Consider the following 23,297-nt stretch of genomic DNA (forward strand, 5'->3'; position numbering starts at 1 on the left):
TTTTTTCAAGTTATTAGCCGGTATGTCGGGAGGCATTTCAGGAACCAATTGCGCGATCTGCGATCGCAACATAGCGACAAGGCAAGGGAAAGCCAAGTGGCATCTGGAGTGCAGGAGACACCGGTTTAGCTCCTCGCTTCCGGGAACCTGACCTGCCGCAGGATGTGGGCAGCACCTTCGTCGATGTCGCGAACGATGGCCGCCCGCGCTCGCGCACCGTCATGCGCCTCGATCGCGGCAACGACTTCCTCGTGATAGTCGATATCCAGGATGGAGGAGAGGTCGTCCTCGAACCCCACGGCGAGGTTTCTGAGAAACGGGCCGACCTGCATCCACACTGTCTCGATCAGGAAGATCATCTGCTCGTTGCCGCAATGGCGATAGATCGAGAACTTAAAATCGTGGTTCTTCCTGAGATAGTCGCCGATATCGCCTTTGCGGGCCGTCAGGGTCAGTTCTGTGCAATGGCGTCGGATCGCCCGCAGATTGTTGCCGTTGATCAGTTTCGTCGCAAGCTCGGTCGCCGGGCCTTCGAGCAGTGTGCGCACGGCGGTCAATTGCGAGAACCGCTCGGCCGAGATCACCGGCACCTCGACGCTGCCATTCGGCATCGGGCTCAGTGCCCGCAATGCCTGCAGCCGCATGAAGGCACTGCGCACCGGCATGTCGCTGGTGCCGAGTTCCCTAGCGAGCTTGCGCGAGGTCAGCTTCTGGCCGGGCAGGAATTGGCCCGACATCAGGGCTCGCACAAGCTCCAGATAGACCTTCTCGTGCAAGGGCACGGTGTCGACGGCGGTCAAACCGAAATGTGTTCTGCCGGCCATTGGCGGGGCGCACCTTCATCCGTTCTGAAAATGACCTGACGACGCGCGCCGCGGACAAGCTTAGGCTCGGCACGGTGGGAACACCCTGGCCGCCGATTGATCGGGCATGATAGACGCTTCGATCGTTGCGCGGCAAGCCAACCGCTGGAGCCGGCGCGGTGCGGCGGGCTGCCTTCTTTTCCGGCTATCGATCCGGGGCCGGCCCGCTCTTTTCCAACGCCAGATGCGTCAGCAAATTCCTGGTGATCCGGCCGACGTCGTTCATGGCATCGCCCGCGGGCAAGGCGCCGCACCAGGCGACCGAACTCGCGCAGAAGATCAGGCCGCCCGAGGGCAGATGGCGCAGCGTCATCTCCGCGCAGCGGCGCCCGTCGCGCTCTCTGTCACCTCCTTCGTACCAGCGCGTCGCGTCATGGACGAAGCTGTCCGGGAATCCGGTCGCGCGGGCAATGACCATGGTGTCGGCGGATGTGCCCAGATGCGGGTCGGTGGCATCGACCTCGTAGCCGGCGGCGCCTCCAAGCACGATGCCCTCGTCGCCGAAGATCTCGCTGGTGACGCCGTCGAACAACCACGCGGCCGAGGGCCGACGGCTTTCCGGCGTACGCGTGAAAGGCCTCGCGCCATCGAAACCCATCAGCGAGATGGCGACGCCGGTCAGCGAGAACTCGCCGCCCCCGCTGGCGCGCAGGTAGCCTCCCGGCTGGTTGGTAATCGACAGTGACTGTTCGGCGATGGGGCCGTCCCAGGTCCGGCCCGCCTCGAGCGGCGAGCGGCGCAATTCCATCAGATCGTCCTGGAACGCCACCTTGCCGGCAAAGCCATTGCCGCCGAGATAGGCGATGCTGCCGCCCGCCGCCGCGAATTGGCGCAGCGCATGCTCCATCTCGACCGACATGTATTCGGGATGGCTGCCGGTGATGACCGCCTGATACTCCTGCAGGCCGGCAAGACCCAGTTCGTGCAGGTCGCGGTCGGTGATGAGATCGAAGGCGATATCATTGTTGTGGCAGAAGCGTAGAAAATGCAGGTCGACCGGCAGATTGTGCGGGCAGCCGCAGAGCGGATACTTGTAGTCGTCGCGCAGCGTCGCCTTGGGCTTCCTGGTGGAACAGATCGACACGCCGCTGAGGTCGCTGTGATAGTCGTAGAGCGACTTCAGATTGTTATCGATCGCGAAGCGATGGCCGCGATCCTCGCACATCCATTCGTAGAGATGCGCCGGCAGGAATTCGTCCGCGTAAGCGAGATAGGTGGCCGTCGGCACCAGGAACAACAACGGCGCCCGGCGCTCCGACGAAGTGATGAAGAAGACGATACGCTCCGATCCTTCATCGTGACCGACCTCGAAGGCATAGACCCCGGCCGGCGCCTCGGCGGGAACCTGCAATTGGTATGAGGCCGGCCACTGCAACGCCCCCATGTCGTCGTCATGGCAATGCACGGCGTCGTAATGCGACGGCACCAGCCGGGGGTCGAAACTCGACCCGTCCCAGCGGCGCGAGGTCATGCAGAAGGCGGGCTGGTTGATCGTCTCCAGGAAGAGGACGCGATCGGTGCCTGTCGAGGCGAGCGGGCCGCTCGGCAGTAGGGTTGGAAACGTCCAGGCGATACGGCCGGCCGCGGTTTGCAGGGAGATCGCCGAGAATTTCGCGTTAAGCGACCTGACATCGTTTGCCGTGCTGGTGCCGAAGACCATGTCGCCGGGCAGGAGCCGCCACGGCAGGTCGAATCGACGATCCAGGCGAAACGGCGACAGGAGATCGTCCGCGTCTATCCGCAGCACGGTCGTGCCGTCGTTCGACGAAATCTCGATCTTGAGCCAGGTGTTTGCCGGCAAGACCACGCCGCTATCGGGCGAGTTGCCGTCGTCGCCTGATATCAGCCGCCCGTCCCGCAAGCCGAGGCGCAGGTTTCCGCTCTCGAACAGCACGCGGGCGCCATCGTTGCGGGTCAAGTATACTTCGAAGGCGACGCCTTCGATCTCGGTGGCCTTGGCAAGTTCCGCCGCCGAAACCCTGAGGAAGGATCCGTGATCGAAATCGCGGTGGGACACGGCATTTCCCGTCGGCTCGACGCGCCAGCCCATCGGCTCGGCCGCTTGCGTGTCGAGCCGCACGACGTGCACGTCGCGTACCGGCCGCGATGACGAGACATGAAGGGCGACTGGTGTTCCGGCCGCTGTATGCCAGGGAACGGTATAGCCTGAGACGGCCATGGCGCCGTGGTCGACGGGGCGTTTCATCGCCGCAAAAATCCGCGTCGCGATCCCGGCTGTCGCACTCTCCCCGGCTGTCGCACTCTCATTGGTGGCAAACTGGACAATTCTTTCATACCTTTGGGCCTGGAGGGCGTATATCCCCCTCGGCCTTGCTTGCCGATGAAGTTCGTAGAATCTCGCTCAGCCATCGATGGCCATCGGCAAAGGCATCCGCTTGGTGCCTGATCCACGACGACATTATAGCGATCGCCCGAAACCGGACAGTCGTTCTCGCAGGTCGGCTTCTTCATCACAAAACTTGACCTCCACGCACTTGCACGTCCGGCCGCTCTCTGGCTTTTTGGGGTACCCATCCGAACGGACTGATTCGCGTCATGCCGCTCGATTGCAATGTCTTGCGGGCAGTCTGCTTGTGGGTCGTGAAGCGCGCGCAATTGGCGAAGGAGAAGCAGGCATGGCCGAGTTCAAGAAGCCGGAAATCTCCGAGATGAGACCCAAGATCACCGTGATCGGCGTCGGCGGCGGTGGCGGCAACGCGATCAACAACATGATCGTGGAACAGCTTCAGGGAACCGAGTTCATTGCCGCCAACACCGATGCCCAGGCGCTGACCATGTCGAAGGCGACGCGGCTGATCCAGCTTGGCGCGCATGTCACGGAAGGCCTTGGCGCCGGCTCGTTGCCCGAGATCGGCCGTGCCGCGGCCGAAGAATCGCTCGACGAGATCATGGATCATCTGGCCGGCACCCACATGTGTTTCGTCACTGCCGGCATGGGCGGCGGCACCGGAACCGGTGCGGCCCCGATCATCGCACAGGCGGCGCGCAAGGCCGGCATCCTGACGGTCGGCGTCGTCACCAAGCCGTTCACCTTCGAGGGCAGGCGCCGCATGCAGATGGCCGAAGAAGGCATCGAGCGGCTGCGCGAGGCCGCCGACACCGTCATCGTGATCCCCAACCAGAACCTGTTCCGGATCGCCGATGCCAAGACCACTTTTGCCGATGCCTTCGTCATCGCCGACAGGGTGCTTTATTCCGGCGTCAGCTGCATCACCGACCTCATCGTCAAGGAAGGCCTGATCAATCTCGACTTCGCCGACGTCAAATCGGTGATGCGCGGCATGGGCCGCGCCATGATGGGAACCGGCGAGGCTTCGGGCGACGGCCGGGCGATGAAGGCGGCGGAAGCCGCGATCGCCAATCCGCTGCTCGACGAAATGTCGATGAAGGGCGCCAAGGGCGTGCTGGTGTCGATTTCGGGCGGCCGGGACATGACCCTGTTCGAGGTCGACGAGGCGGCTACGCGCATCCGTGAAGAGGTCTATGAGGACGCCGACATCATCGTCGGCGCCATCTTCGACAAGAGCATGGAAGGCCGCTTCAGGGTCTCGGTGGTGGCGACGGGCCTCGATCGTTCGCTCAGCGAGGGTGATGCCGATGCCGGCATGGCACATGGCCATTCCGTGCCGTCCGCCGCACGGACCTTGCAGTAACCTTTCTCTTCGATTGACCTCCCGGGCAGGCGACCCGCGGTATCTGCCGCGTCCCCGGGGCGGAAAAATTGCTCTTCAGGACGCCTTCTCGCCGATGAACTCGAATCGCTCGATCTCGCATTCGCGCGCGACCAGCGCCAGGATTTCCGTCGAGGGTTCGGCGGCGTCGGACTGTCTCCATTCGAGATTGAACGAGTACACGAAGCGGTCGCGGCTGGGATCATGCTCGATCTTGGCAAGGCGCGCGCCGTAGCCGAGCGGCCGCACCATCTCCGGAAGGTCAGGTGGGGATTCTTTTGCCCAGGAAACCGACAGGATCGCATGGTGATCGCGCGGCAACTTGAGGTCGACCCATTTCAACACCTGAAGTGTCAGTAGCGTCAGCACGGTCGCAATTGCCGCAAGACCAAACTGGCCGCCGCCAACGGCAAGTCCGATCATCGTCATGATCCACATGGTGGCCGCGGTGGTGATTCCAGTCACGAGATCGCCGCGCCGAAGGATGGCGCCGCCGCCGATGAAGCCGACGCCGGTCAGCACGCCAAGCGGCAGACGCAGCACGTCCATGCTGGCGAAGAAGTCCATTCCCTTGCCCGTGGTATCAAGCAGTATGTTGGCCTGGATCATGGCCACAGCGGCCGCCAGGGCGACCAGGATGGTCGTGCGAAGCCCGGCGGTGTGGCCGCGCGCTTCCCTGTTCAGGCCGATGAGGAAACCAGCCAGCAGCGCAAGCAGCAACCGGGCGACAAGATCGGGCCATGTCGGATGAAGTGGCATATCGCAGCAAAGCGGCTCGAACATCGCCCTGTCAGGGCAGCGCTGGTGCTCCGCCCTCCATTTTTCTCAGGATTTCGGCGCCCTCGCTGACGACGTTGCTTGCGGCTGGCCGGTACGTCGCGACCTCGGGCTGTCGATGTAAGAACCTTTTTGCCTTCCTGAGGTTCCCGGCGAACCGTCGCGCGGCAGCCGACCAAACGCCATGCAATTTGAAGGTGGCGCTTGACTTCGTCCGATCCGTGTGAAAAATTTTGCAGCAACTGATAAAAATATCACCGGGATGGAAACGTGGTTGGTTTTGGAAACGGCCTTTTGCGGGACGATGATGCCAGCATGGCGGCGCGGGCCGCGTGGCTTCATTACGCCGGCGGCCTGACCCAGTCCGAGGTCGCCAAGCGGCTGGGGCTGACCAGCCTCAAGGCGCACCGCCTCATCACCAAGGCCAACCAGGAAGGCCTGGTGAAGGTCTATATCGACGGCGAAGTGTCGGAATGCGTCGAGCTCGAGGACGAATTGTCCCGCCGCTACGGCCTCGACTATTGCGAGGTGGTTCCGGATTTCGATTCCGAGGATCTGCCGCTCAAGGCGCTCGGCATCGCCGGCGCGCAGTTCCTCAAGCGCGAGATCGAGCGCGGCGAGCAGGCGCTGATCGGCGTCGGCCATGGCCGCACGCTCGCGGCCTGCGTGGAATATCTGCCACGCACCACCACCGACCGCATCCGTTTCGTCTCGCTGCTTGGTGGCCTGACGCGGAAATTCTCGGCCAACCCGCATGATGTCATCCACCGTCTCGCCGAACGCACCGGTGCCGAAGCCTATGTGATGCCGGTGCCGATGTTCGCCAACACGGCGGAGGACCGCATCGTGCTGCTGGGCCAGAAGGGCATCAGCGAGGTCTTCGATCTCGCCAGATCCGCCGACCTGTTGTTTGCGGGCATCGGCACCGCCGAACGCGAGGCTTCGCTTGTCGCCACCGGCATGATCGAGAAGGGCGAGATGGAGGAGATCCGTCGCAATGGCGGTGTCGGCGAATTGCTCGGCCATTTCTTTGACGAGGCCGGCAAGGCAGTGGCGACGACCGTTTCCAACCGGGCGCTGGCACTGGCGCGCGAGGATATCGCCAGCCGCCGGATTGTCGCCGTCGCCGGCGGCAGGATTAAGGTTCGCGCAATCAAGTCGGTGCTGGAGGGGCGCTATCTCAAGGGCCTGATAACGGACGAGCGCACGGCGCGATCGCTCGTGGAAGAGACGCCGGTCGGGTAGCCGGCAACAGTCCAGTTGAAACTACCCTGTGGAGGAGAAGACGAAATGCATGAGAAAGAGAAAGACCTGATAGATGCCTTCCTGCGCGGACAAGTCGACCGTCGTGGACTGATCAAGGGCCTGGGTGCCATGGGTCTCGCCGCCGGCACCGCCGGCACGCTGCTGAACCTCGGCCAGACCCGCGCGCTTGCCGCGGACTTCGACTGGCAGGCGCATAAGGGCAAGACCATCAAGCTCTTGCTCAACAAGCATCCCTATGCCGACGCCATGATCGCCAATCTTGAGAACTTCAAGAAGCTGACCGGCATGAACGTCGTCTACGACGTATTCCCCGAAGACGTCTATTTCGACAAGGTGACGGCCGCATTGTCGGCGAGCTCGCCCGAATATGATGCCTTCATGACCGGCGCGTACATGACCTGGACCTATGGCCCAGCCGGCTGGATCACCGACCTCAACGAATGGATCAAGGATCCGGCCAAGACCAACCCGAACTATGCTTGGGACGACTTCCTGCCAGGCGTCAAGAATTCCTGCGCCTGGAACGGCAAGCCGGGCGGAGCTTTGGGATCGGAAGACGCCAAGCAGTGGTGCATTCCGTGGGGGTTCGAGCAGAACAACATCACCTACAACAAGGCGATGTTCGACAAGGCGGGCGTCAAGGTTCCCGGCAATATGGACGAGATGGTGGCCGCTGCCGCCAAGCTCACCAAGGATGTCGGCGGCGGCGTCTACGGCATTGGTGTGCGCGGCTCGCGCTCCTGGGCGACCATACACCCGGGGTTCCTGTCGGCCTACGCCAATTTCGATCAGAAGGACCTGAACGTGTCGGCCGACGGTAAATTGTCGGCCGCCATGAACACCGCCCAGTCCAAGGCTTTCCACAAGCAGTGGGTGCAGATGATCCAGGAGAGCGGCCCGAAGGACTGGTCGACCTACACCTGGTACCAGGTCGGCACCGATCTGGGCGCCGGCGCCTCGGCGATGATCTTCGACGCCGATATCCTTGGCTACTTCATGAATGGTGGCGACAACAAGATGGCCGGCAAGCTTGCCTTCGCCGCCTTCAAGGCGAATCCGGAGGCCAAGGCACCAACGCCGAACATCTGGATCTGGTCGCTGTCGATGTCCAACTTCTCCAAGGACAAGGACGCCACATGGTACTTCATGCAATGGGCCTCCGGACCTGAGCATGCGCTGTTCGGCGCCACCAAGATGGATTTTGTCAACCCAGTCCGCCAGTCGGTCTGGAAAGATGAGGTCTTCCGCGAGAAGCTGAACAAGAGCTATCCGGGCTATGTCGAGATGTTCGACGCCTCGGCACCCGGCGCCTCGATCAAGTTCACGGCGCAGCCGTTGTTCTTCGATCTCACCACCGAATGGGCGGCGACGCTGCAGAAGATGGTGTCCAAGGAAGTGCCGATCGACGAGGGCCTCGACAAGCTCGCCGAGAGCATCAACGGCCAGCTCAAGGAAGCCGGCCTCGGTTAAGTCGCAACGAGGGCCGGCCTGCTTGGCGGTTCGGCCCTCGCCACATCTTTCATGTTTGCGATGCGGTGCCGAAAGGTGACCGCCATTTCGCCCCACCGGCCGCCTTGCTCCCTTGGGCGGCCGGCAGGGCGAAGCGACAGCAACAACGGAGCAGCTCGATGACTGCGGTGGTATCGCAAAGGCTCAAGCCATCCGGCTTCAGGATCAGCAAGCGGGTGCTGCCCTATGTGCTCAGCCTGCCGGCCTTGCTGGTCTGCATAGGCATCCTGATCCCGTTCCTGACGTCGGTCGTTTACTCGTTCCAACGCTATCGTCTGAGCCAGCCTTGGGCGCGCCAGTTCAACTGGGGCGACAACTACATCTCCTTCTTCACCGACCCGAAATTCTGGAATACGTTGAAAGTGTCGCTGCTCTATGCCGGCACCACGGTCGTGCTGGAACTGCTTCTCGGTCTCGCCATCGCGCTGCTGCTGCAGAAGCGCTCGACGCTCAACAACTTCATCTCGATCATGCTGTTGATGCCGCTGATGACGGCGCCCGCGCTGGCAGCACTGATGTGGAAGCTGATGACCAATCCGGGCTTCGGCGTGCTGAGCTATCTCGCCAGCCTCATCGGGCTGCAGGATTTTCGCTGGGCGTCGTCACCGTCGACGGCGCTGTTCACCGTCGTGCTGGTCGACATCTGGGTCTACACGCCCTTCATCATGATCCTGCTGCTTGCCGGCCTGCGCAGCCTGCCGACGCAGCCCTTCGAGGCCGCCGCGCTCGACGGCGTGCCGAGGAGCTTCGTCTTCTTCCGCATCACCTTGCCGATGCTGACGCCCTACATCCTGACGGCGACCTTGTTTCGCCTGCTCGATTCCATCCAGCAGTTCGACATCATCTACGCCATGACACAGGGCGGGCCGGGCGACACACTGACCGTGTTCCAGGTCGAGGCCTATCTCAACTTCTTCCAGTCGACCAATGTCGGCCGCTCGGCGGCGCTGATGATCATCCTGTGGGCGATCACCTATTTCCTCTCCAACATCTTCATCAAGAACTGGCTCAGGCTGCGCGAACGCGCCCGCGGCCAGGCATAGGAGGCGGCGATGGAACATACCTCGCTTTTCGAACGCATCCTGCGCGGCGCGGCACTGACGCTGGTCGTGATCTTCTTCATGTTCCCGATCCTGTGGATCTTCATGATGTCGTTCCAGACCAACGAGACCATTCTGCGCATCCCGCCGCAGCTCATCTTCGAACCGACGCTCGCCAACTACACGGCGTTGATCACCGGCAAGCTGATGACGGCCGCCGGCACGCTCGACATCGCCTTCATGCGCAACCTCTGGAACTCGGTATTCCTGTCGGTGACCTCGGTGGCGGTTTCACTGCTGCTCGGCGTGCCGGCGGCCTACGCCTTCGCGCGCCACAAATTTCGCGGTTCGGAAGACATCGCCTTCACGCTGCTGTCGTTCAAGTTCGCGCCGGCACTTCTGGTGCTGCTGCCGCTGACCCTCTATTTCCAGAAGCTCGGCCTGGCCAACACCTATATCGGGCTGATCTGGGTCTACCAGTTGATCTGCCTGCCGCTGATCCTGTGGATCGTGCGCGGCTATTTCGAGGATATTCCGGCCGACATCGAATATGCCTACCGCATCGGCGGCCATTCCTGGTTCGCCACCTTCCGCAAGATCGCGCTGCCGCTCGCCGGCCCTGGCATCGCGGCGGCCGGCCTGCTTGCCTTCATCTTCGCCTGGAACAATTTCGTTTTCGCGCTGGTGTTGGCTTCGGCCGACAAGCAGCCGGTGACGGTCGGCGCGTTGGCCTTCATCACTTCATCGGGCATCCAGTACGGCCAGATTTCGGCGGCCATAGTCTTGTCGATCACGCCGACGCTGGCGCTCGCCCTTTACGCACAGCGCTATCTGGTCGAGGGCCTGTCGCTCGGCGCGGTGAAAGGATAGAAATGGCCAGCCTCGAACTCAGAAACGTCGTCAAGCGCTACAAGAGCCAGACCGTCCTCGACAATCTGTCGCTGACCGTCGCCGATGGCGAAACGCTGGTGCTGTTTGGTCCCTCGGGCGCCGGCAAGACTGTGCTGTTGCGGCTGGTCGCCGGCGTAATCGATCCGGACGAAGGCAAGATCCTCATCGGCGGCGAGGACATGACCGATGTCGACGCGGAATTCCGCGGCGTCGGCATGGCGTTCCAGAATTTCGCGCTGTTTCCGCATATGAGCGCTTTCGACAATATCGCGACGCCGCTGGCGGCCAAGCGCTCGTCGCAGAGCGCGATCAAGGCCGGTGTCGAGAGCGTCGCCAAATTGTTGAAGATCGGCCATGTGCTTTCCCACAAGCCGCGCGCGCTCTCCAACGGCCAGAAGCAGCGCACGGCCCTTGCCCGCGCTTTGGTCGGTTCGCCGCCGCTGCTTCTGCTCGACGATCCCTTGCGCAATGTCGACGCCAAGCTGCGTTTCGAGATGCGGCTCGAACTGCCGCGGCTGCTCGCCGATCGCGGCGCCACCGTCGTTTACGTTACCCAGGACTACAAGGAAGCCATGGCGCTCGGCGACCGCATCGCGGTGATGTCGCAAGGCGTCATCAGGCAGCTTGGCACGCCCGAGCAGATCTATCGTGAGCCGGCCAACGTCGAGATCGCGCGGCTGTTCGGCGATCCGACCATCAACCTGCTCGACGTCAAGCCCGGGCGCGATGCCCGGGGGGTCTATGTCGGCCTGTCCAACGTACAGGTCCATCTCGCCGATGCTCCGGAGGCCGCCATCGGCCGCGACTGCATCATCGGGCTGAGACCCGAGGCCCTGCATTTCGTTGGCGAAAACGAACCCGGCGCCATTCCGGTAACGGTCGAGGCGGAGACGCCGCTCAACGAAAAGATCGTCACCCTGGTGCGCACCGTGCGCGGCCGTGAAATCCTGGTCTCGCGCCCGGCCGGAACGCCGGGGCGCAGCGAAGGCAAGGCGCATATCGCCGTCGACGGCAAGAGCGCCCTGCTGTTCGATCGGGCGAGTGGCGAGCGCATCGGCGCCAGGAATGTCGTCAAACTGCGCAACGGAGAAGCGGCATGAGCCCGAGCGCGCTCACCATATCAGGCGTCGACAAATTCTATGGCCCGATCGACAGGGGCGTTCACGCCGTCAAGAACCTGACGATGGAGATCGGCAAGGGTGAGATCGTGGCGCTGCTCGGCTCGTCGGGCTGCGGCAAGACTTCGACCTTGCGCATGGTTGCCGGGTTCGAGGAGGTGTCGCGTGGCGCGATCGCGGTCGCCGGCCGCAAGGTACACACCTTGCCGCCGGTCAAACGCAATGTGGCAATGGCCTTCGAGGGCTATTCGCTCTATCCGCCGCTCACCGTGCGCGAGAACATGGCCTTTGCGCTCAAGGCCGCAAGGCTGCCCAGGAGCGAGGTCGACGCCAAGGTCGCCAGCATCGCAAAGCTGCTGGAGATCGAGGACATATTGGAGCGCTATCCTAGCTCCATTTCGGGTGGCCAGCAGCAGCGCGCCAGCCTTGGCCGGGCGCTGATCCGGGAAGCCGACCTGCATCTGCTGGACGAGCCGATGGGCCAGCTCGAGCCGCAGCTTCGCGCCGTGTTGCGCGGCCGTATCAAGCACTTCATCAAGGAGCGTGGCCTGACCGCGATCCTGGTCACCCACGACCAGACCGAGGCGAATGCGCTGGCCGACCGCATCGCGGTGATGGAGGGCGGCGTGCTGCAGCAGTTCGACACGCCGGACCGGATCAAGGAGCGCCCGGCCAACCTGTTCACCGGCACCTTCGTCGGCGAGCCGCCGATGAACGTCTTCGAGGCCTTTGTCGGCACGACCGCCGGCCGCATCAGTCTCAGGCTGCCCGACGGTCTGTCGCTCGACTACGACAAGGACGCCTTCAGCGCTCCGGTTCGCGACCAGCTGCTCAGCCGCGAGCGGGTGGTCATCGGCATCAGGCCCTACGCGGTCCGGCGTTCGAAGGAAGGAGTTCCGGCCAGGGTCTCGGCCAACCAATGGCTCGGCGACCAGACCCACATCGCCGCCGACTTCGCCGGCGGCTCGCTGGTCCTGGTGGAGCATGACCGCACCCGGCTCGACCTCGGCGCGCCCATCAATGTCAGCATCGATCCCAAAAACCTGCACGTCTTCGACCAGGCGAGCGGCATTGCGATCTCGCACGGCATGGAGCTCGCGTGATGCGCGATCTATTAATAGGCATCGATGCCGGCACTTCCGTCATCAAGTCCATCGCTTTTGACACGAAGGGCCGCCAGATCGCGGCCGCGGCAACGCCGAACCATTATGAGACGCTGCCGGGCGGCGGCGCCGAACAGGATCTGGCCCGCACATGGGCCGATGCCGCCACCACCTTGCGCCAGCTTGCCGACAAGGTGCCCGATCTCGCCAGCCGGACCGTCGCCATAGCGGTGACCGGGCAGGGCGACGGCACCTGGCTGATCGACGGCAAGGGCGAGCCGGTGGCCAAGGGTTGGCTCTGGCTCGACGCGCGCGCCGCGGGCGTCGTCGAGGAAATCCGCGCGCGGCCCGATGACCGGCTGCGCTTCGAGAAGACCGGCAGCGGTCTTGCCGCCTGCCAGCAAGGCTCGCAGTTCGCCTTCATGAAGCGCACCATGCCCGAAATGCTCGGCAAGGCGGCGACCGCGTTCCACTGCAAGGATTGGCTCTATTTCAAGCTGACCGGCGAACGCGCCACCGATCCGTCCGAAGGGACCTTCACTTTCGGCGACTTCCGCACCCGTGACTACAGTGGGGACGTGCTCGACGTCCTCGGCGTCGCCGATCTCAGGCACCTGCTGCCGCCGATCGTCGACGGCACGAGCCACAGCGCCGGACTGTCGCCGGCCGCCGCCGAAGTCACCGGCATGCTTGCCGGCACACCCGTCGTGCTCGGTTATGTCGACGTCGTCTGCACCGCGCTCGGCGCCGGCCTCCTCGACCGCGAGCGCAAGCCCGGCTGCTCGATCATCGGTTCCACCGGCATGCACATGCGGCTGGCCGAGACCCCTGATGATGTGCAGCTCAACGAAGCGGCGACCGGCTATACGATGGCGATGCCGGCGCCGGGCGTCTTCGCGCAGATGCAGTCCAACATGGCGGCGACGCTCAACATCGACTGGGTGCTTGGCCTCGCTTCCGGCATCCTCGCCTCGCAAGGCATAACCCGCAGCAATGGCGAGATGATCGCGCTGGTCGATGCCTGGATCGCGGCCTCGCAGCCGGCTTCGCTCCTCTACCAGCCCTACGTGTCGGAAGCCGGCGAGCGCGGACCGTTCGTCGATGCCAATGCCAGGGCAGGCTTCGTCGGCATTTCGTCGCGCCACGGCTACGCCGATCTGGTGCGCGCCGTCTTCGAAGGCTTGGCCTTCGCGGCGCGCGATTGCTACGCCGCCATGGGCCCGCTGCCACGCGAAATTCGCCTGACCGGCGGCGCCGCCAGAAGCCCGGCGCTGCGCAAGATCCTGGGTGCGGCCATTGGTGCCGACACGCGCACCAGCGCGCGCGAGGAGGCCGGTGCGGCCGGTGCCGCAATGATCGCGGCGGTCTGCGTCGGCCAATACGCCTCCATGGACGAATGCGTCGGCGAATGGGTGACGCCGCTGCTCGGCGAGGCCGAGCCGAGCGACCCGGATCTCGCCGCGATCTACGACAGGATGACCCCGTCCTACATGCTGGCGCACCAGGCCCTGCGGCCGGTCTGGCGTGCCATGGCGACATCGCAGGAAAATTGAGAAGTCGAGTATGCTGAGGAAAATAGCGATCATTGGCGACAACTTCATGCTGCCGGAGGTGTTTCGCGCCAAAATCGAGAAGGTCGCCAGTGGCGACCTCGATATCAGGACATTGCAGACGGCCTGGCCCGACGAGCCGATGGAATTCGGCAACGCCGCGCTCGGCCTCGACAGGGTCAAGGAATATTTCGGCGATCCCGACGAGGTCGTCGACTTCATCGGCGATGCCGAAATCCTCGTCACCCAGCTTGCGCCCCTGTCGGAGGGCATGATGCGGCGCCTGCCGCGGCTCAAGCTGGTCGCGGTGTCGCGCGGCGGCCCGATCAACATCGACATGGAAGCGGCCAGGGTGCACGGCATCACCGTGGTCAATGTGCCCGGCCGCAACGCCACTGCCGTGGCTGAGTTTACCATCGGCGCCATCCTGGCCGAGACGCGGCTGATCCGGGTCGGCCACGAGGCCTTGCGCAAGGGGGAATGGCGCGGCGATCTCTACCGCGCCGACCGCACCGGCCGCGAACTCGGCGAAATGACCGTCGGCGTGGTCGGCTACGGCAATATCGGCACGAAGGTGGTGCGCCTGCTGCGCGCCTTCGGCTGCCACGTCCTGGTCAGCGATCCCTATGTGCAACTGAGCGCCGAGGATCGCAACGCTGGCGTCGAACTGGTTGGGCTCGACGACCTCCTGTCGCGCTCCGATGTGGTCACGCTGCATTCACGGGTGACGCAGGAGACACGCGGTCTGATCGCCAAGGACACCATCGCGCGGATGAAGCCGGGCGTGATCTTCGTCAATACGGCGCGTGGCCCGCTGGTCGACTACGACGCACTCTACGAGGCGCTGGTTTCAGGGCAGATCGCCAGCGCCATGCTGGAAACCTTCGCGGTCGAACCGGTGCCGTCGGACTGGCCCTTGCTGCAGCTGCCCAATGTGACGCTGACGCCGCATATCGCCGGCGCTTCGGTGCGCACCGTGACCTATGCCGCCGAGCAGGCCGCCGAGGAAGTGCGCCGCTACCTGGCCGGCCTGCCTCCGGTCAATCCGTGCTGAGAGCGATGGCCATGATGCGAAAATCAGGCAGTGGGGCGACGGCAAGATGAGCGTCGGCCCTGACATAGTCGACCTCTTCGTCATTGGCGGCGGCGTCAACGGCGCCGGCATCGCGCGCGACGCCGCCGGCCGCGGGCTTTCCGTCATCCTGTGCGAAAAGGACGATCTCGCCGAAGGCACCAGCTCACGCTCGGGCAAGCTCGTCCATGGCGGTCTGCGCTACCTCGAATACTACGAGTTCCGCCTCGTGCGCGAGGCGCTGATCGAGCGCGAGGTGCTGCTGGAATCGGCGCCGCACATCATCTGGCCGATGCGCTTCGTGCTGCCGCACAGCCCGGACGACCGGCCGGCATGGCTGGTGCGGCTCGGCCTCTTCCTCTACGACCACCTCGGCGGCCGCAAGCGGCTGCCCGCCACGCGGACGCTCGACCTGCGCACCGCGCCCGAGGGCGCGCCGATCAAGGACAGTTTCAAGCGCGGCTTCGAATATTCCGACTGCTGGGTCGACGATGCCCGCCTCGTCGTCATCAATGCGCTCGACGCCGCCGAACGGGGAGCGAAGGTCCTCACCCGTACCGCCTGCACCGCGGCCCGCCGCGAGGGCGGCCTCTGGGTTGTCGAGATGCGCGACGTCAGGACCGGCATCAAGACCAGCGTACGGGCCCGCGCGCTGATCAATGCCGCCGGCCCTTGGGTCAACGACATCGTCAACCGCGTTGCCGGCCAGAATTCCAGGCGCAACGTCCGCCTCGTCAAGGGCAGCCATATCGTCGTGCCCAAATTCTGGGAGGGAAGGCAGGCTTATCTCGTCCAGAACAACGACAAGCGCGTCATCTTCATCAATCCCTACCAGAACGATCTAGCCTTGATCGGAACCACCGACATCCCCTACGAGGGCCGGCCCGAGGATGTGAGGGCGGATGAGAGCGAGATCGATTACCTCATCAAGGTGGTCAACCGCTATTTCAAGCGCGGCCTTGCGCGGGGCGACGTGGTCCATTCGTTCTCCGGTGTCCGGCCGCTCTATGACGACAACGCCGACAATCCGAGCGCGGTGACGCGCGACTATATTTTCGAACTCGACGCGCCGGACGCGCAGGCGCCGCTGCTCTCCGTCTTCGGCGGCAAGATCACCACCTTCCGCAAACTGGCCGAGCATGCGCTGGACAGGATCGCACCGTTCTTTCCCAGCATGGGCAAAGCCTGGACCGCGAGGGCGCATCTGCCCGGCGGCGACATCGCCAATGCCGACTTCGAACAATTTCTTGGCAACCTCGCAGGCGAGTATCCATGGATGCCGGCATCGCTGCTCAAGCATTACGGTCGGCTCTACGGCACCAGGACGCGGTCCGTGGTCGGCGGCGCCCGATCGCTCGCCGCACTGGGGCGGTGCTTCGGCAAGGATTTCTTCGAGCGCGAGGCGAACTACCTCTTTGAACAGGAATGGGCGGAAGACGCGGCCGACATTCTCGAACGGCGCACCAAGCATGGCCTGCATTTGTCCGCCGAGGAGAAGTCGGCCTTTGAGCACTGGTGCGCGAGCCGGCAGGCGAGGGCAGGCTGATGGCGCTCATCGCCCCTGTTCTGCGCCGGCGTTGAAGGGATCGCGACCTTGGCTTTCACGCTCTCCCTCAACACCAATCCGCTGGTCAACCGCTTCGCCGAGCCGGATGATCTGATCGATACCGTCGCCTATGAGATCGGCATTCGCGACGTTCAGCTCACGCATGAATTCGTCAACCCAGGCTGGCCGGCGGCGACGATCGTCAAGTTCGTCCGCCTGTTCCGCAACGCCTTGGCTCGAACCGGCGTGCGCGTCACCTCCGGCATGACCGGCCCCTATGGCCGGCTGAACCATTTCGGCCATCCGGATGCCGATGTGCGCCGCTACTATGTCGACTGGTTCAAGACCTTCGCCGATATCTCGGCCGAGCTTGGCGCTGGCGGCATGGGCACGCAGTTCGCCATCTTCACGCATCGGGACTATGACGACCCCGCCCGTCGCGCCAGGCTGTTCGACATCGCGCTGGACTGCTGGCGCGAGGTCGCCGACCACGCCCGGGCGGCAGGCCTGACCTATCTGTTCTGGGAGCCGATGTCGGTCGGTCGCGAATTCGGTCACACGATCGAGAATTGCCGGATGCTGCAGGACGCGATCGACGCGGCCGGCATGGCCATTCCGCTGGAGATGATGGTCGACATCGACCATGGCGACGTCACTTCCTCCAATCCGGCCGACATCGATCCCTATGCCTGGGCCGAAGCTTTCCCCCTGAAGTCGCCGATCATCCACATCAAGCAATCGTCGATGAACAAGGGCGGCCATTGGCCATTCACCGCGGCCCACAACAAGGACGGCCGCATCACGCCTGAGAAGCTGCTGGAGACGGTGCGGCGCGGCGGCGGCACCGACAACGAAATCTGCCTCGAACTATCCTTCCGCGAGCGCGAGCCGGTCGACCATCAGGTGGTCGCCATGATCCGCGAGTCGGTCGATTATTGGGCACCGTTCATCGACGCCGGCAGGGCGGGGATTTCGCCGAAAGCCGGATAGAAATCGGACAGGAGCCCATGGGCTCCTGTCCATGAAATGCAACCGGATCGAACTCAGGCGAATTTCGGATCGAGGCTGCCCGACTTGTAGCGCTTGGCCATTTCCGAAACCGGCAGCGGCTTGATCTTCGGCGCATTGCCGGCGGTGCCGAACTGCTCGAAGCGCTCCTTGCAGAGCTTCCTCATCGCCGCCATCGCCGGCGTCAGATATTTGCGCGGATCGAACTCGCTGGGATTTTCGGTCAGCACCTTGCGGATCGCGCCGGTCAGCGCCATGCGGTTGTCGGTGTCGATGTTGATCTTGCGCACGCCATGCTTGATGCCGCGCTGGATCTCTTCCACCGGGACGCCCCAGGTCGGCTTCATCTGGCCGCCATATTTGTTGATGATCTCCTGCAGGTCCTCCGGCACCGAGGACGAGCCGTGCATGACCAGATGCATGTTCGGCAAGCGCCGGTGGATCTCCTCGATCACGTTCATCGCCAGCACCGCGCCGTCGGGCTTGCGCGAGAATTTATAGGCGCCGTGGCTGGTGCCCATGGCCACCGCCAGCGCATCGACATGGGTGTCGCGCACGAACTGCTCGGCCTGCACCGGATCGGTCAGGAGCTGGTCGTGGCTGATCGCGCCTTCGACGCCGTGGCCGTCTTCCTGCTCGCCGCCGCCGCTCTCGAGCGAGCCCAGCACGCCGATCTCGCCTTCCACCGACACGCCGCCCCAATGCGCCATGTCAACGACGCGCTTGGTGATGCCGGAATTATAGGCATAGTCGGCCGGCGACTTGCCGTCTTCCTTGAGTGAGCCGTCCATCATCACCGAGGTGAAGCCGTGCTGGATCGCGGTGACGCAGGTGGCTTCGTTGTTGCCATGGTCGAGGTGCATGCAGACAGGGATGTCGGGATGGATTTCGACCAGCGCGTCGATCAGCTTGGCCAGCACCACGTCATTGGCGTAGGCACGGGCGCCGCGGCTCGCCTGCAGGATGACCGGGGACTTGGTCTCCTCGGCAGCCTCCATGATGGCGAGGCCCTGTTCCATGTTGTTCATGTTGAAGGCCGGCACGCCATAGCCGTATTCGGCGGCGTGATCGAGCAATTGTCTCAGTGTGATGCGAGCCAACGATTAGTCTCCCGTATCTGGTTTCGAACCTGTGGTTGCGGGCCGCCCGCGCATCGTTCAGCCCACCGATGCTTCTGGCCGGAATCCCGCGCAACCGCAACCGTGACAGACCGTCCCGGCAGCAATTCTTGTTACAGCGGCGCGATAAGAGCCGGCGAAATATCCCACGGAAATATCTCATTATCACAAAAATTATGATACTTACGCGATCATATCTGTTATATCTTCGCTCGATCAAGGAGCCAGCTTCTGCGTTGGCGGGTCGGCGAGAATGAAGAGCGACAACAGACGCCAAGGCATTATGGACTTCCTGGTGGACGCCGGCGCGGCGAGCGTCGACGATCTTGCCTCCCGCTTTGGCGTCTCCAGGATGACCGTGCATCGCGACCTCGACGAGCTCGAGGAGAGCGGTTTGCTGCGCAAGGTGCGCGGCGGCGCCTCGATCCAGCCGAGCAGCCTTTTTGAAAGCGATTTCCGCTACCGGCAGAAGCAGGCGATCGGGGAAAAACAGCGCCTTGCGGCGGCGGCCGTGACCATGATCGAACCCGGCCAGACGGTCATCATCGACGACGGCTCGACCGCGGGCGGTATCGCGCGGTATCTCGCCGATCTCAGGCCACTGACGGTGATCACCAACAATCTCGCCGTCATCCAGGACCTGGCCGGAGTCGCGGGCATCAACCTGATCGCGCTCGGCGGCCAGTACTCGAAGAAATTCCACGGCTTCTTCGGCCTGCTCGCCGAGGCTTCGCTGCGGTCGCTGCGTGCCGACGTCGCCTTCCTGTCGTCGTCCGCCATCCATGGCGCCTCCGCCTTCCATCAGGACCAGGAAGTGGTGCAGGCCAAGCGACTGATGATGGCCGCGGCGACACGCAAATATCTGCTGGTGGATCACGGCAAGTTTGGCCGCAGCGCGCTGCATTTCCTGACCGATCTCAAAGCATTCGACGCCGTCTTCACCGGGCGGGAGCCGGAGCCCGGGATGCGGGACACGCTGGATGCGGCCGGCGTCTCGCTGACGGTGGTCGCCGACAAGGATTGATGATCAAACGGGGATTGAGGATCAAGGGGTGTACGCGTGGTTTACTGGGTCGGTACAAGCTGGAAGATGAACAAGACGCTCGCCGAGGCGCTTGACTTTGCAGGCGCACTGGCCGGCTTCGTGGCGGGTTTCGACGATCGCATCCAGCCTTTTGTCGTCCCGCCTTTCACGGCGGTGCGCGAGGTCGGGCAGGCGCTGTCGACGACGCGCGTCAAGGTCGGCGCGCAGAACATGCATTGGGCCGACGCCGGCGCCTGGACCGGGGAGATCTCCCCGGTGATGCTGAACGATTGCGGCCTAGACCTGGTCGAACTCGGCCACAGCGAAAGGCGCGAGCACTTCGGCGAGACCGACCGCACGGTCGGGCTGAAGACGGCGGCGGCGGTCAAGCACGGACTGATACCGCTGATCTGCGTCGGCGAGACGCTGGCCGAGCGCGAAAGCGGCAAGGCCGATGCGGTGCTGACCAGCCAGGTCGAGGGTGCACTGCAATTCCTCGAGGGCGAGGCGAGGGGAGCAAAAATCCTGTTCGCCTACGAGCCGGTCTGGGCGATCGGCGACAAGGGCATTCCGGCCAGCTCCGACTATGCCGACAAGCAGCAGGCGCTGATCAAGAAGGTCGCCGGTGGTCTGCTGCCGTCCGCGCCGCCGGTGCTCTATGGCGGCAGCGTCAATCCCGGCAATGCCGCGGAACTGATCGCCCAGCCCAACATCGACGGCTTGTTCATCGGCCGCTCTGCCTGGCAGGCCGAAGGCTACATCGACATCCTGCGCCGCGCGTCGGCCGCCATCTGAATCATCGAACTGGAAAGGACAAAAAATGAAAATAGCCATTGGAGCCGACAGCGCCGGCAAGCCGCTGCTCGACGTCATATCGGCGCATCTGGCGACCAAGCCGGGGCTCACCGTCAGCGACCTCAGCCAGGCCGGCTTCTATGCCGATCTGTCGCGGAAACTTGCCCAGACGATCGTCGACGGCGAGAACGATCGCGGCATCCTGTTCTGCGGCACCGGCATCGGCGTCTCGATCTCGGCCAACAAGGTGCCGGGCATCCGCGCCGCACTCACCCACGACACCTATTCGGCCGAACGCGCGGCGAAATCCAATAACGCCCAGATCATCACCATGGGCGCCCGCGTCATCGGCCCGGAACTCGCCAAGGCCATTGTCGATACCTGGCTGGCCTCGGAGTTCGACGAGAAGGGACCGTCGGCCGGCAACGTCCAGGCGATCGACAAGCTCGACGCGGCGAAGGGCTAAGCGAGACTGTCGCGCATCGCACCGATGACGGTGACGGCCGAAGCCGCACCGGGATCGATATGGCCGAGCGAGCGCTCGCCGAGCCGCGACGAGCGGCCCTTGGCGGCGATCATGTCCTTGGTCGATTCCGCGCCGCGCTCGGCGGCGGCAAAAGCGGCCTGGAGGCTTTCGGCAAGGTTTTTTCCTTCTGCATTGCTGGCGCCGGCCGCTTCCGCCGCCGGTTGCCAGGCGTCGACCATTGTCTTTTCGCCGGTTTCGGCCTTGCCGCGATCCTTGATGCCTTGCGCCATGGCCTGCAGCAGCGCGACGACATCGGCATCCGCCAGCGTCGCCTTGCCCTTGACGGCGGCGGCGGCGCGCATGAAGGCGGTGGCATAGAGCGGGCCGCAGGACGCGCCGACGGCATTGAGAAACGATTTCGCCGCGGCGTTGAGGAGCGCGGTCGGCTCGGCCGCCGTAAGGTCGAGCGATGCCAGAGCATCGCGCGCGGCGTTGAACCCGAGCGCCATGGCAATGCCGTGGTCGGCGTCGCCGATGACGCCGTCGAGCTGGCAAAGCCGGTCCCTGTCGGCTTCCATCGCCACGGCGATCGCATCGAACATTCTTTTCAGGTCGAACGCGGCGATGGTCATGGAGCGCTCCTCAGCCGGCACGGAACATGGCGCAGTCGCAGGGGTGGTCGAGCATCGCCTGCAATTCTTCGTCGAGATGGAAAAGCGTCACCGAAGCGCCGGCCATTTCCAGCGACGTGCAGTAGTTGCCGACCCAGGTCGCGTGGACCGAAGCGCCGATGGCGTCGAGCCTCTGCTTGACCCGGCGGTTCATGATGTAGAGCTCCATCAGCGGCGTCGAACCCAGCGAATTGACCAGCACCGCGACCTTGTCGCCGCGCTTCGGCGCCATCTCGGCGAAAATCTTGTCCAGCATCGCGTCGGTGATTTCGTCGGCGGTCCCGAGCTTGCCGCGGGCGATGCCGGGTTCGCCATGGATGCCCATCCCGATTTCCATCTCGTCCGTGCCGATCTCGAAATTCGGCCGCCGGGTCTGCGGCAGCGAGCAGGGCGACAGTGCCACGCCCATCGTGAAGGTGCGGTCGTTGGCCTTGCGCGCGACGCGCTCGCATTCGTCGAGGGAGAGCATCAGGTCGCAGGCGGCACCGGCCGCCTTGAAGATGAAGAAATTACCCGCGACACCACGGCGCTTCCGCCGCTGGTCACGCGGCGCCGAGGCGACGTCGTCGGTGGTCAGCACCGTGCGCACCTCGATGTCGTCCATGGCGGCCATCTCGGCCGCCATGTCGAAATTCATCACGTCGCCGGCATAGTTGCCGTACATGAACAGCACGCCGGCGCCGCCGCTGATCGCCTTGGTGCATTCGAGGATCGGATCGGGCGGCGGCGAGGCAAAGACGTTGCCGACAGCCGCCGCGTCCGCCAGCCCCTTGCCGACAAAGCCGAGAAAGGTCGGCTCGTGGCCGGAGCCGCCGCCGATCACCAGCCCGACCTTGCCGGGCCTCGGTCCATCGCGGGCGATGACCGAGCGCGGACTGCCGTCCACGCTCCCGAGATGGCGAGGATGCGCGGCCAGGATCCCTTCGAGCATTTCGTCGACGGCACGGTTGCCGTCATTGATGATCTTCTTGGTCTGCACCGGCATCCTCCCGAACTCAGTATTTTCCGGGATACTACAGCCCGTTACCGGGATTTCCACCCCGGCAGCGCCGCTTCAGGCCGCGATCTTTTCCCGCGCGGCGAGTATCTGCACACAGGCGTTTGCCGCTTCCTTCCCCTTGACCGTGAAATGCTCGAAGAAGAAGCGATGATGCTCGGCGCTGTCGTGGAAATTGTGGGGCGTGAGCACCGCCGAAAGCACGGGCACGCCGGTCGACAACTGCACGTTCATCATGCCGTCGATAACAGCGTTGGCGACGAAGTCGTGCCGGTAGATGCCGCCATTGACGACGAATGCCGTGCCGAGGATAGCGGCGTAGCGGCCGGTCCCGGCAAGCGTCTTGGCATGGAGCGGAATCTCGTAGGCGCCGGGCACGTCGAAGATATCGACGGCAAAGCGTCCGCCGCCAATCTCGGCCAGTTCCGCCCCAAAGGCTTGCACGCACTGGTCGACAATGTCGGCATGCCAGCGCGCCCTGATGACGGCGATGCGGATTGTTTCATAGTCTTTGTGGGAATGCTGATTCATGGGTCCATCCTTCCGTTTCGAACCAGAATCAGGACGCACGATACGAAATGCGGCCCGCCGGGGCGGTCCGTCTTCCGTTTCGTTCTCTTTCATCCGGACTGTAACCGTCGGCTCCGGAATCACACCGGATCTGCTGACCTCTCCGATACCGGAGAGCGCTCGCGGGCTGCGGCCGAAACCGTTACCGCCGGTGGGGACTTTCACCCCGCCCTGAGAACATTAACGCGCTTTGTATGGGAGGATGGTGGGGCCGCTGTCAA

21 protein-coding genes and 1 riboswitch are annotated in these 23,297 nt (G+C 63.9%); of the genes, 14 read left to right on the forward strand and 7 right to left on the reverse strand.

The window, feature by feature from the left end:
* Window positions 1-125: 125 nt before the first annotated feature.
* Window positions 126-824 (reverse strand): GntR family transcriptional regulator, encoded by a 699-nt coding sequence (locus LB571_RS15270; RefSeq protein WP_224595615.1) that lies wholly within the window; start codon window positions 822-824, stop codon window positions 126-128.
* Between the two features lie 184 nt (window positions 825-1,008).
* Complete coding sequence (locus LB571_RS15275; RefSeq protein WP_224595617.1) at window positions 1,009-3,069, reverse strand: N,N-dimethylformamidase beta subunit family domain-containing protein; 2,061 nt, start codon at window positions 3,067-3,069, stop codon at window positions 1,009-1,011.
* A 430-nt stretch (window positions 3,070-3,499) separates the two neighbouring features.
* Here LB571_RS15275 and ftsZ point away from each other — a divergent pair, with 430 nt between their 5' ends.
* On the forward strand, window positions 3,500-4,537 hold the full coding sequence (gene ftsZ, locus LB571_RS15280; RefSeq protein ID WP_015318972.1) for a cell division protein FtsZ: 1,038 nt from the start codon (window positions 3,500-3,502) through the stop codon (window positions 4,535-4,537).
* 75 nt (window positions 4,538-4,612) lie between these two features.
* On the opposite strand, the gene LB571_RS15285 is transcribed toward ftsZ, so the two are convergent.
* Window positions 4,613-5,338: an MgtC/SapB family protein gene (locus LB571_RS15285; RefSeq protein ID WP_140617414.1), complete on the reverse strand. Its 726-nt coding sequence runs from the start codon at window positions 5,336-5,338 to the stop codon at window positions 4,613-4,615.
* A gap of 264 nt (window positions 5,339-5,602) precedes the next feature.
* Between LB571_RS15285 and LB571_RS15290 the strand changes: the two genes are divergently transcribed.
* The 10 genes from LB571_RS15290 (at window position 5,603) to LB571_RS15335 (ending at window position 17,417) form a co-directional block, all read left to right on the forward strand.
* Complete coding sequence (locus tag LB571_RS15290) at window positions 5,603-6,577, forward strand: sugar-binding transcriptional regulator (protein ID WP_015318970.1); 975 nt, start codon at window positions 5,603-5,605, stop codon at window positions 6,575-6,577.
* Window positions 6,578-6,622: 45 nt separating this feature from the next.
* A complete protein-coding gene (locus LB571_RS15295; protein WP_140715183.1) occupies window positions 6,623-8,068 on the forward strand; it encodes an ABC transporter substrate-binding protein in 1,446 nt (481 codons plus the stop codon).
* A gap of 158 nt (window positions 8,069-8,226) precedes the next feature.
* Window positions 8,227-9,150, forward strand: a complete 924-nt coding sequence (locus LB571_RS15300) for a carbohydrate ABC transporter permease (RefSeq protein WP_015318968.1) — start codon at window positions 8,227-8,229, stop codon at window positions 9,148-9,150.
* A 9-nt stretch (window positions 9,151-9,159) separates the two neighbouring features.
* Window positions 9,160-10,017 carry a carbohydrate ABC transporter permease gene (locus LB571_RS15305; protein ID WP_140715182.1) on the forward strand — a complete coding sequence of 286 codons (858 nt, stop codon included), beginning with the start codon at window positions 9,160-9,162 and terminating at the stop codon, window positions 10,015-10,017.
* Window positions 10,018-10,019: 2 nt separating this feature from the next.
* The gene (locus LB571_RS15310; protein ID WP_224523694.1) at window positions 10,020-11,138 is read left to right on the forward strand and encodes an ABC transporter ATP-binding protein; all 1,119 of its coding nucleotides are present in this window, start codon (window positions 10,020-10,022) and stop codon (window positions 11,136-11,138) included.
* The gene (locus LB571_RS15315; protein ID WP_224595618.1) at window positions 11,135-12,259 is read left to right on the forward strand and encodes an ABC transporter ATP-binding protein; all 1,125 of its coding nucleotides are present in this window, start codon (window positions 11,135-11,137) and stop codon (window positions 12,257-12,259) included. The genes LB571_RS15310 and LB571_RS15315 overlap by 4 nt, the downstream gene beginning before the upstream one ends.
* Entirely contained in the window at window positions 12,259-13,812 is a 1,554-nt protein-coding gene (locus LB571_RS15320; protein ID WP_041163902.1) for an FGGY-family carbohydrate kinase, read from the forward strand. The genes LB571_RS15315 and LB571_RS15320 overlap by 1 nt, the downstream gene beginning before the upstream one ends.
* Window positions 13,813-13,822: 10 nt before the next feature.
* Window positions 13,823-14,863 (forward strand): 2-hydroxyacid dehydrogenase, encoded by a 1,041-nt coding sequence (locus LB571_RS15325; RefSeq protein WP_224595619.1) that lies wholly within the window; start codon window positions 13,823-13,825, stop codon window positions 14,861-14,863.
* Between the two features lie 46 nt (window positions 14,864-14,909).
* Complete coding sequence (locus LB571_RS15330) at window positions 14,910-16,427, forward strand: glycerol-3-phosphate dehydrogenase (RefSeq protein WP_224595636.1); 1,518 nt, start codon at window positions 14,910-14,912, stop codon at window positions 16,425-16,427.
* A gap of 48 nt (window positions 16,428-16,475) precedes the next feature.
* Window positions 16,476-17,417, forward strand: a complete 942-nt coding sequence (locus LB571_RS15335) for a sugar phosphate isomerase/epimerase family protein (protein ID WP_224595653.1) — start codon at window positions 16,476-16,478, stop codon at window positions 17,415-17,417.
* Window positions 17,418-17,470: 53 nt separating this feature from the next.
* On the opposite strand, the gene fba is transcribed toward LB571_RS15335, so the two are convergent.
* Entirely contained in the window at window positions 17,471-18,535 is a 1,065-nt protein-coding gene (fba, locus tag LB571_RS15340; RefSeq protein ID WP_015318960.1) for a class II fructose-bisphosphate aldolase, read from the reverse strand.
* Between the two features lie 271 nt (window positions 18,536-18,806).
* Here fba and LB571_RS15345 point away from each other — a divergent pair, with 271 nt between their 5' ends.
* The 3 genes from LB571_RS15345 to LB571_RS15355 are packed head-to-tail and all read left to right on the forward strand — an operon-like array spanning window position 18,807 to window position 20,838.
* Complete coding sequence (locus LB571_RS15345) at window positions 18,807-19,577, forward strand: DeoR/GlpR family DNA-binding transcription regulator (RefSeq protein WP_224595655.1); 771 nt, start codon at window positions 18,807-18,809, stop codon at window positions 19,575-19,577.
* 36 nt (window positions 19,578-19,613) lie between these two features.
* Entirely contained in the window at window positions 19,614-20,372 is a 759-nt protein-coding gene (locus tag LB571_RS15350) for a triose-phosphate isomerase (RefSeq protein ID WP_224595658.1), read from the forward strand.
* A gap of 25 nt (window positions 20,373-20,397) precedes the next feature.
* Complete coding sequence (locus tag LB571_RS15355; RefSeq protein ID WP_015318957.1) at window positions 20,398-20,838, forward strand: RpiB/LacA/LacB family sugar-phosphate isomerase; 441 nt, start codon at window positions 20,398-20,400, stop codon at window positions 20,836-20,838.
* Here the strand turns inward: LB571_RS15355 and dhaL are convergent.
* The 3 genes from dhaL to LB571_RS15370 all read right to left on the reverse strand — a co-directional run bounded on the left by dhaL (window position 20,835) and on the right by LB571_RS15370 (window position 23,037).
* The gene (dhaL, locus tag LB571_RS15360; protein ID WP_224595663.1) at window positions 20,835-21,470 is read right to left on the reverse strand and encodes a dihydroxyacetone kinase subunit DhaL; all 636 of its coding nucleotides are present in this window, start codon (window positions 21,468-21,470) and stop codon (window positions 20,835-20,837) included. The two genes, LB571_RS15355 and dhaL, sit on opposite strands and share 4 nt — an antisense overlap.
* Before the next feature lie 10 nt (window positions 21,471-21,480).
* Window positions 21,481-22,488: a dihydroxyacetone kinase subunit DhaK gene (locus tag LB571_RS15365; protein WP_224595680.1), complete on the reverse strand. Its 1,008-nt coding sequence runs from the start codon at window positions 22,486-22,488 to the stop codon at window positions 21,481-21,483.
* 75 nt (window positions 22,489-22,563) lie between these two features.
* Entirely contained in the window at window positions 22,564-23,037 is a 474-nt protein-coding gene (locus LB571_RS15370) for a 6,7-dimethyl-8-ribityllumazine synthase (protein ID WP_015318954.1), read from the reverse strand.
* A gap of 77 nt (window positions 23,038-23,114) precedes the next feature.
* Window positions 23,115-23,259: riboswitch (FMN riboswitch) on the reverse strand.
* Between the last annotated feature and the right edge of the window lie 38 nt (window positions 23,260-23,297).

Origin of the sequence: Mesorhizobium sp. BR1-1-4 (genome assembly GCF_020165375.1) — a bacterium.
GTDB lineage: Bacteria > Pseudomonadota > Alphaproteobacteria > Rhizobiales > Rhizobiaceae > Mesorhizobium > Mesorhizobium australicum.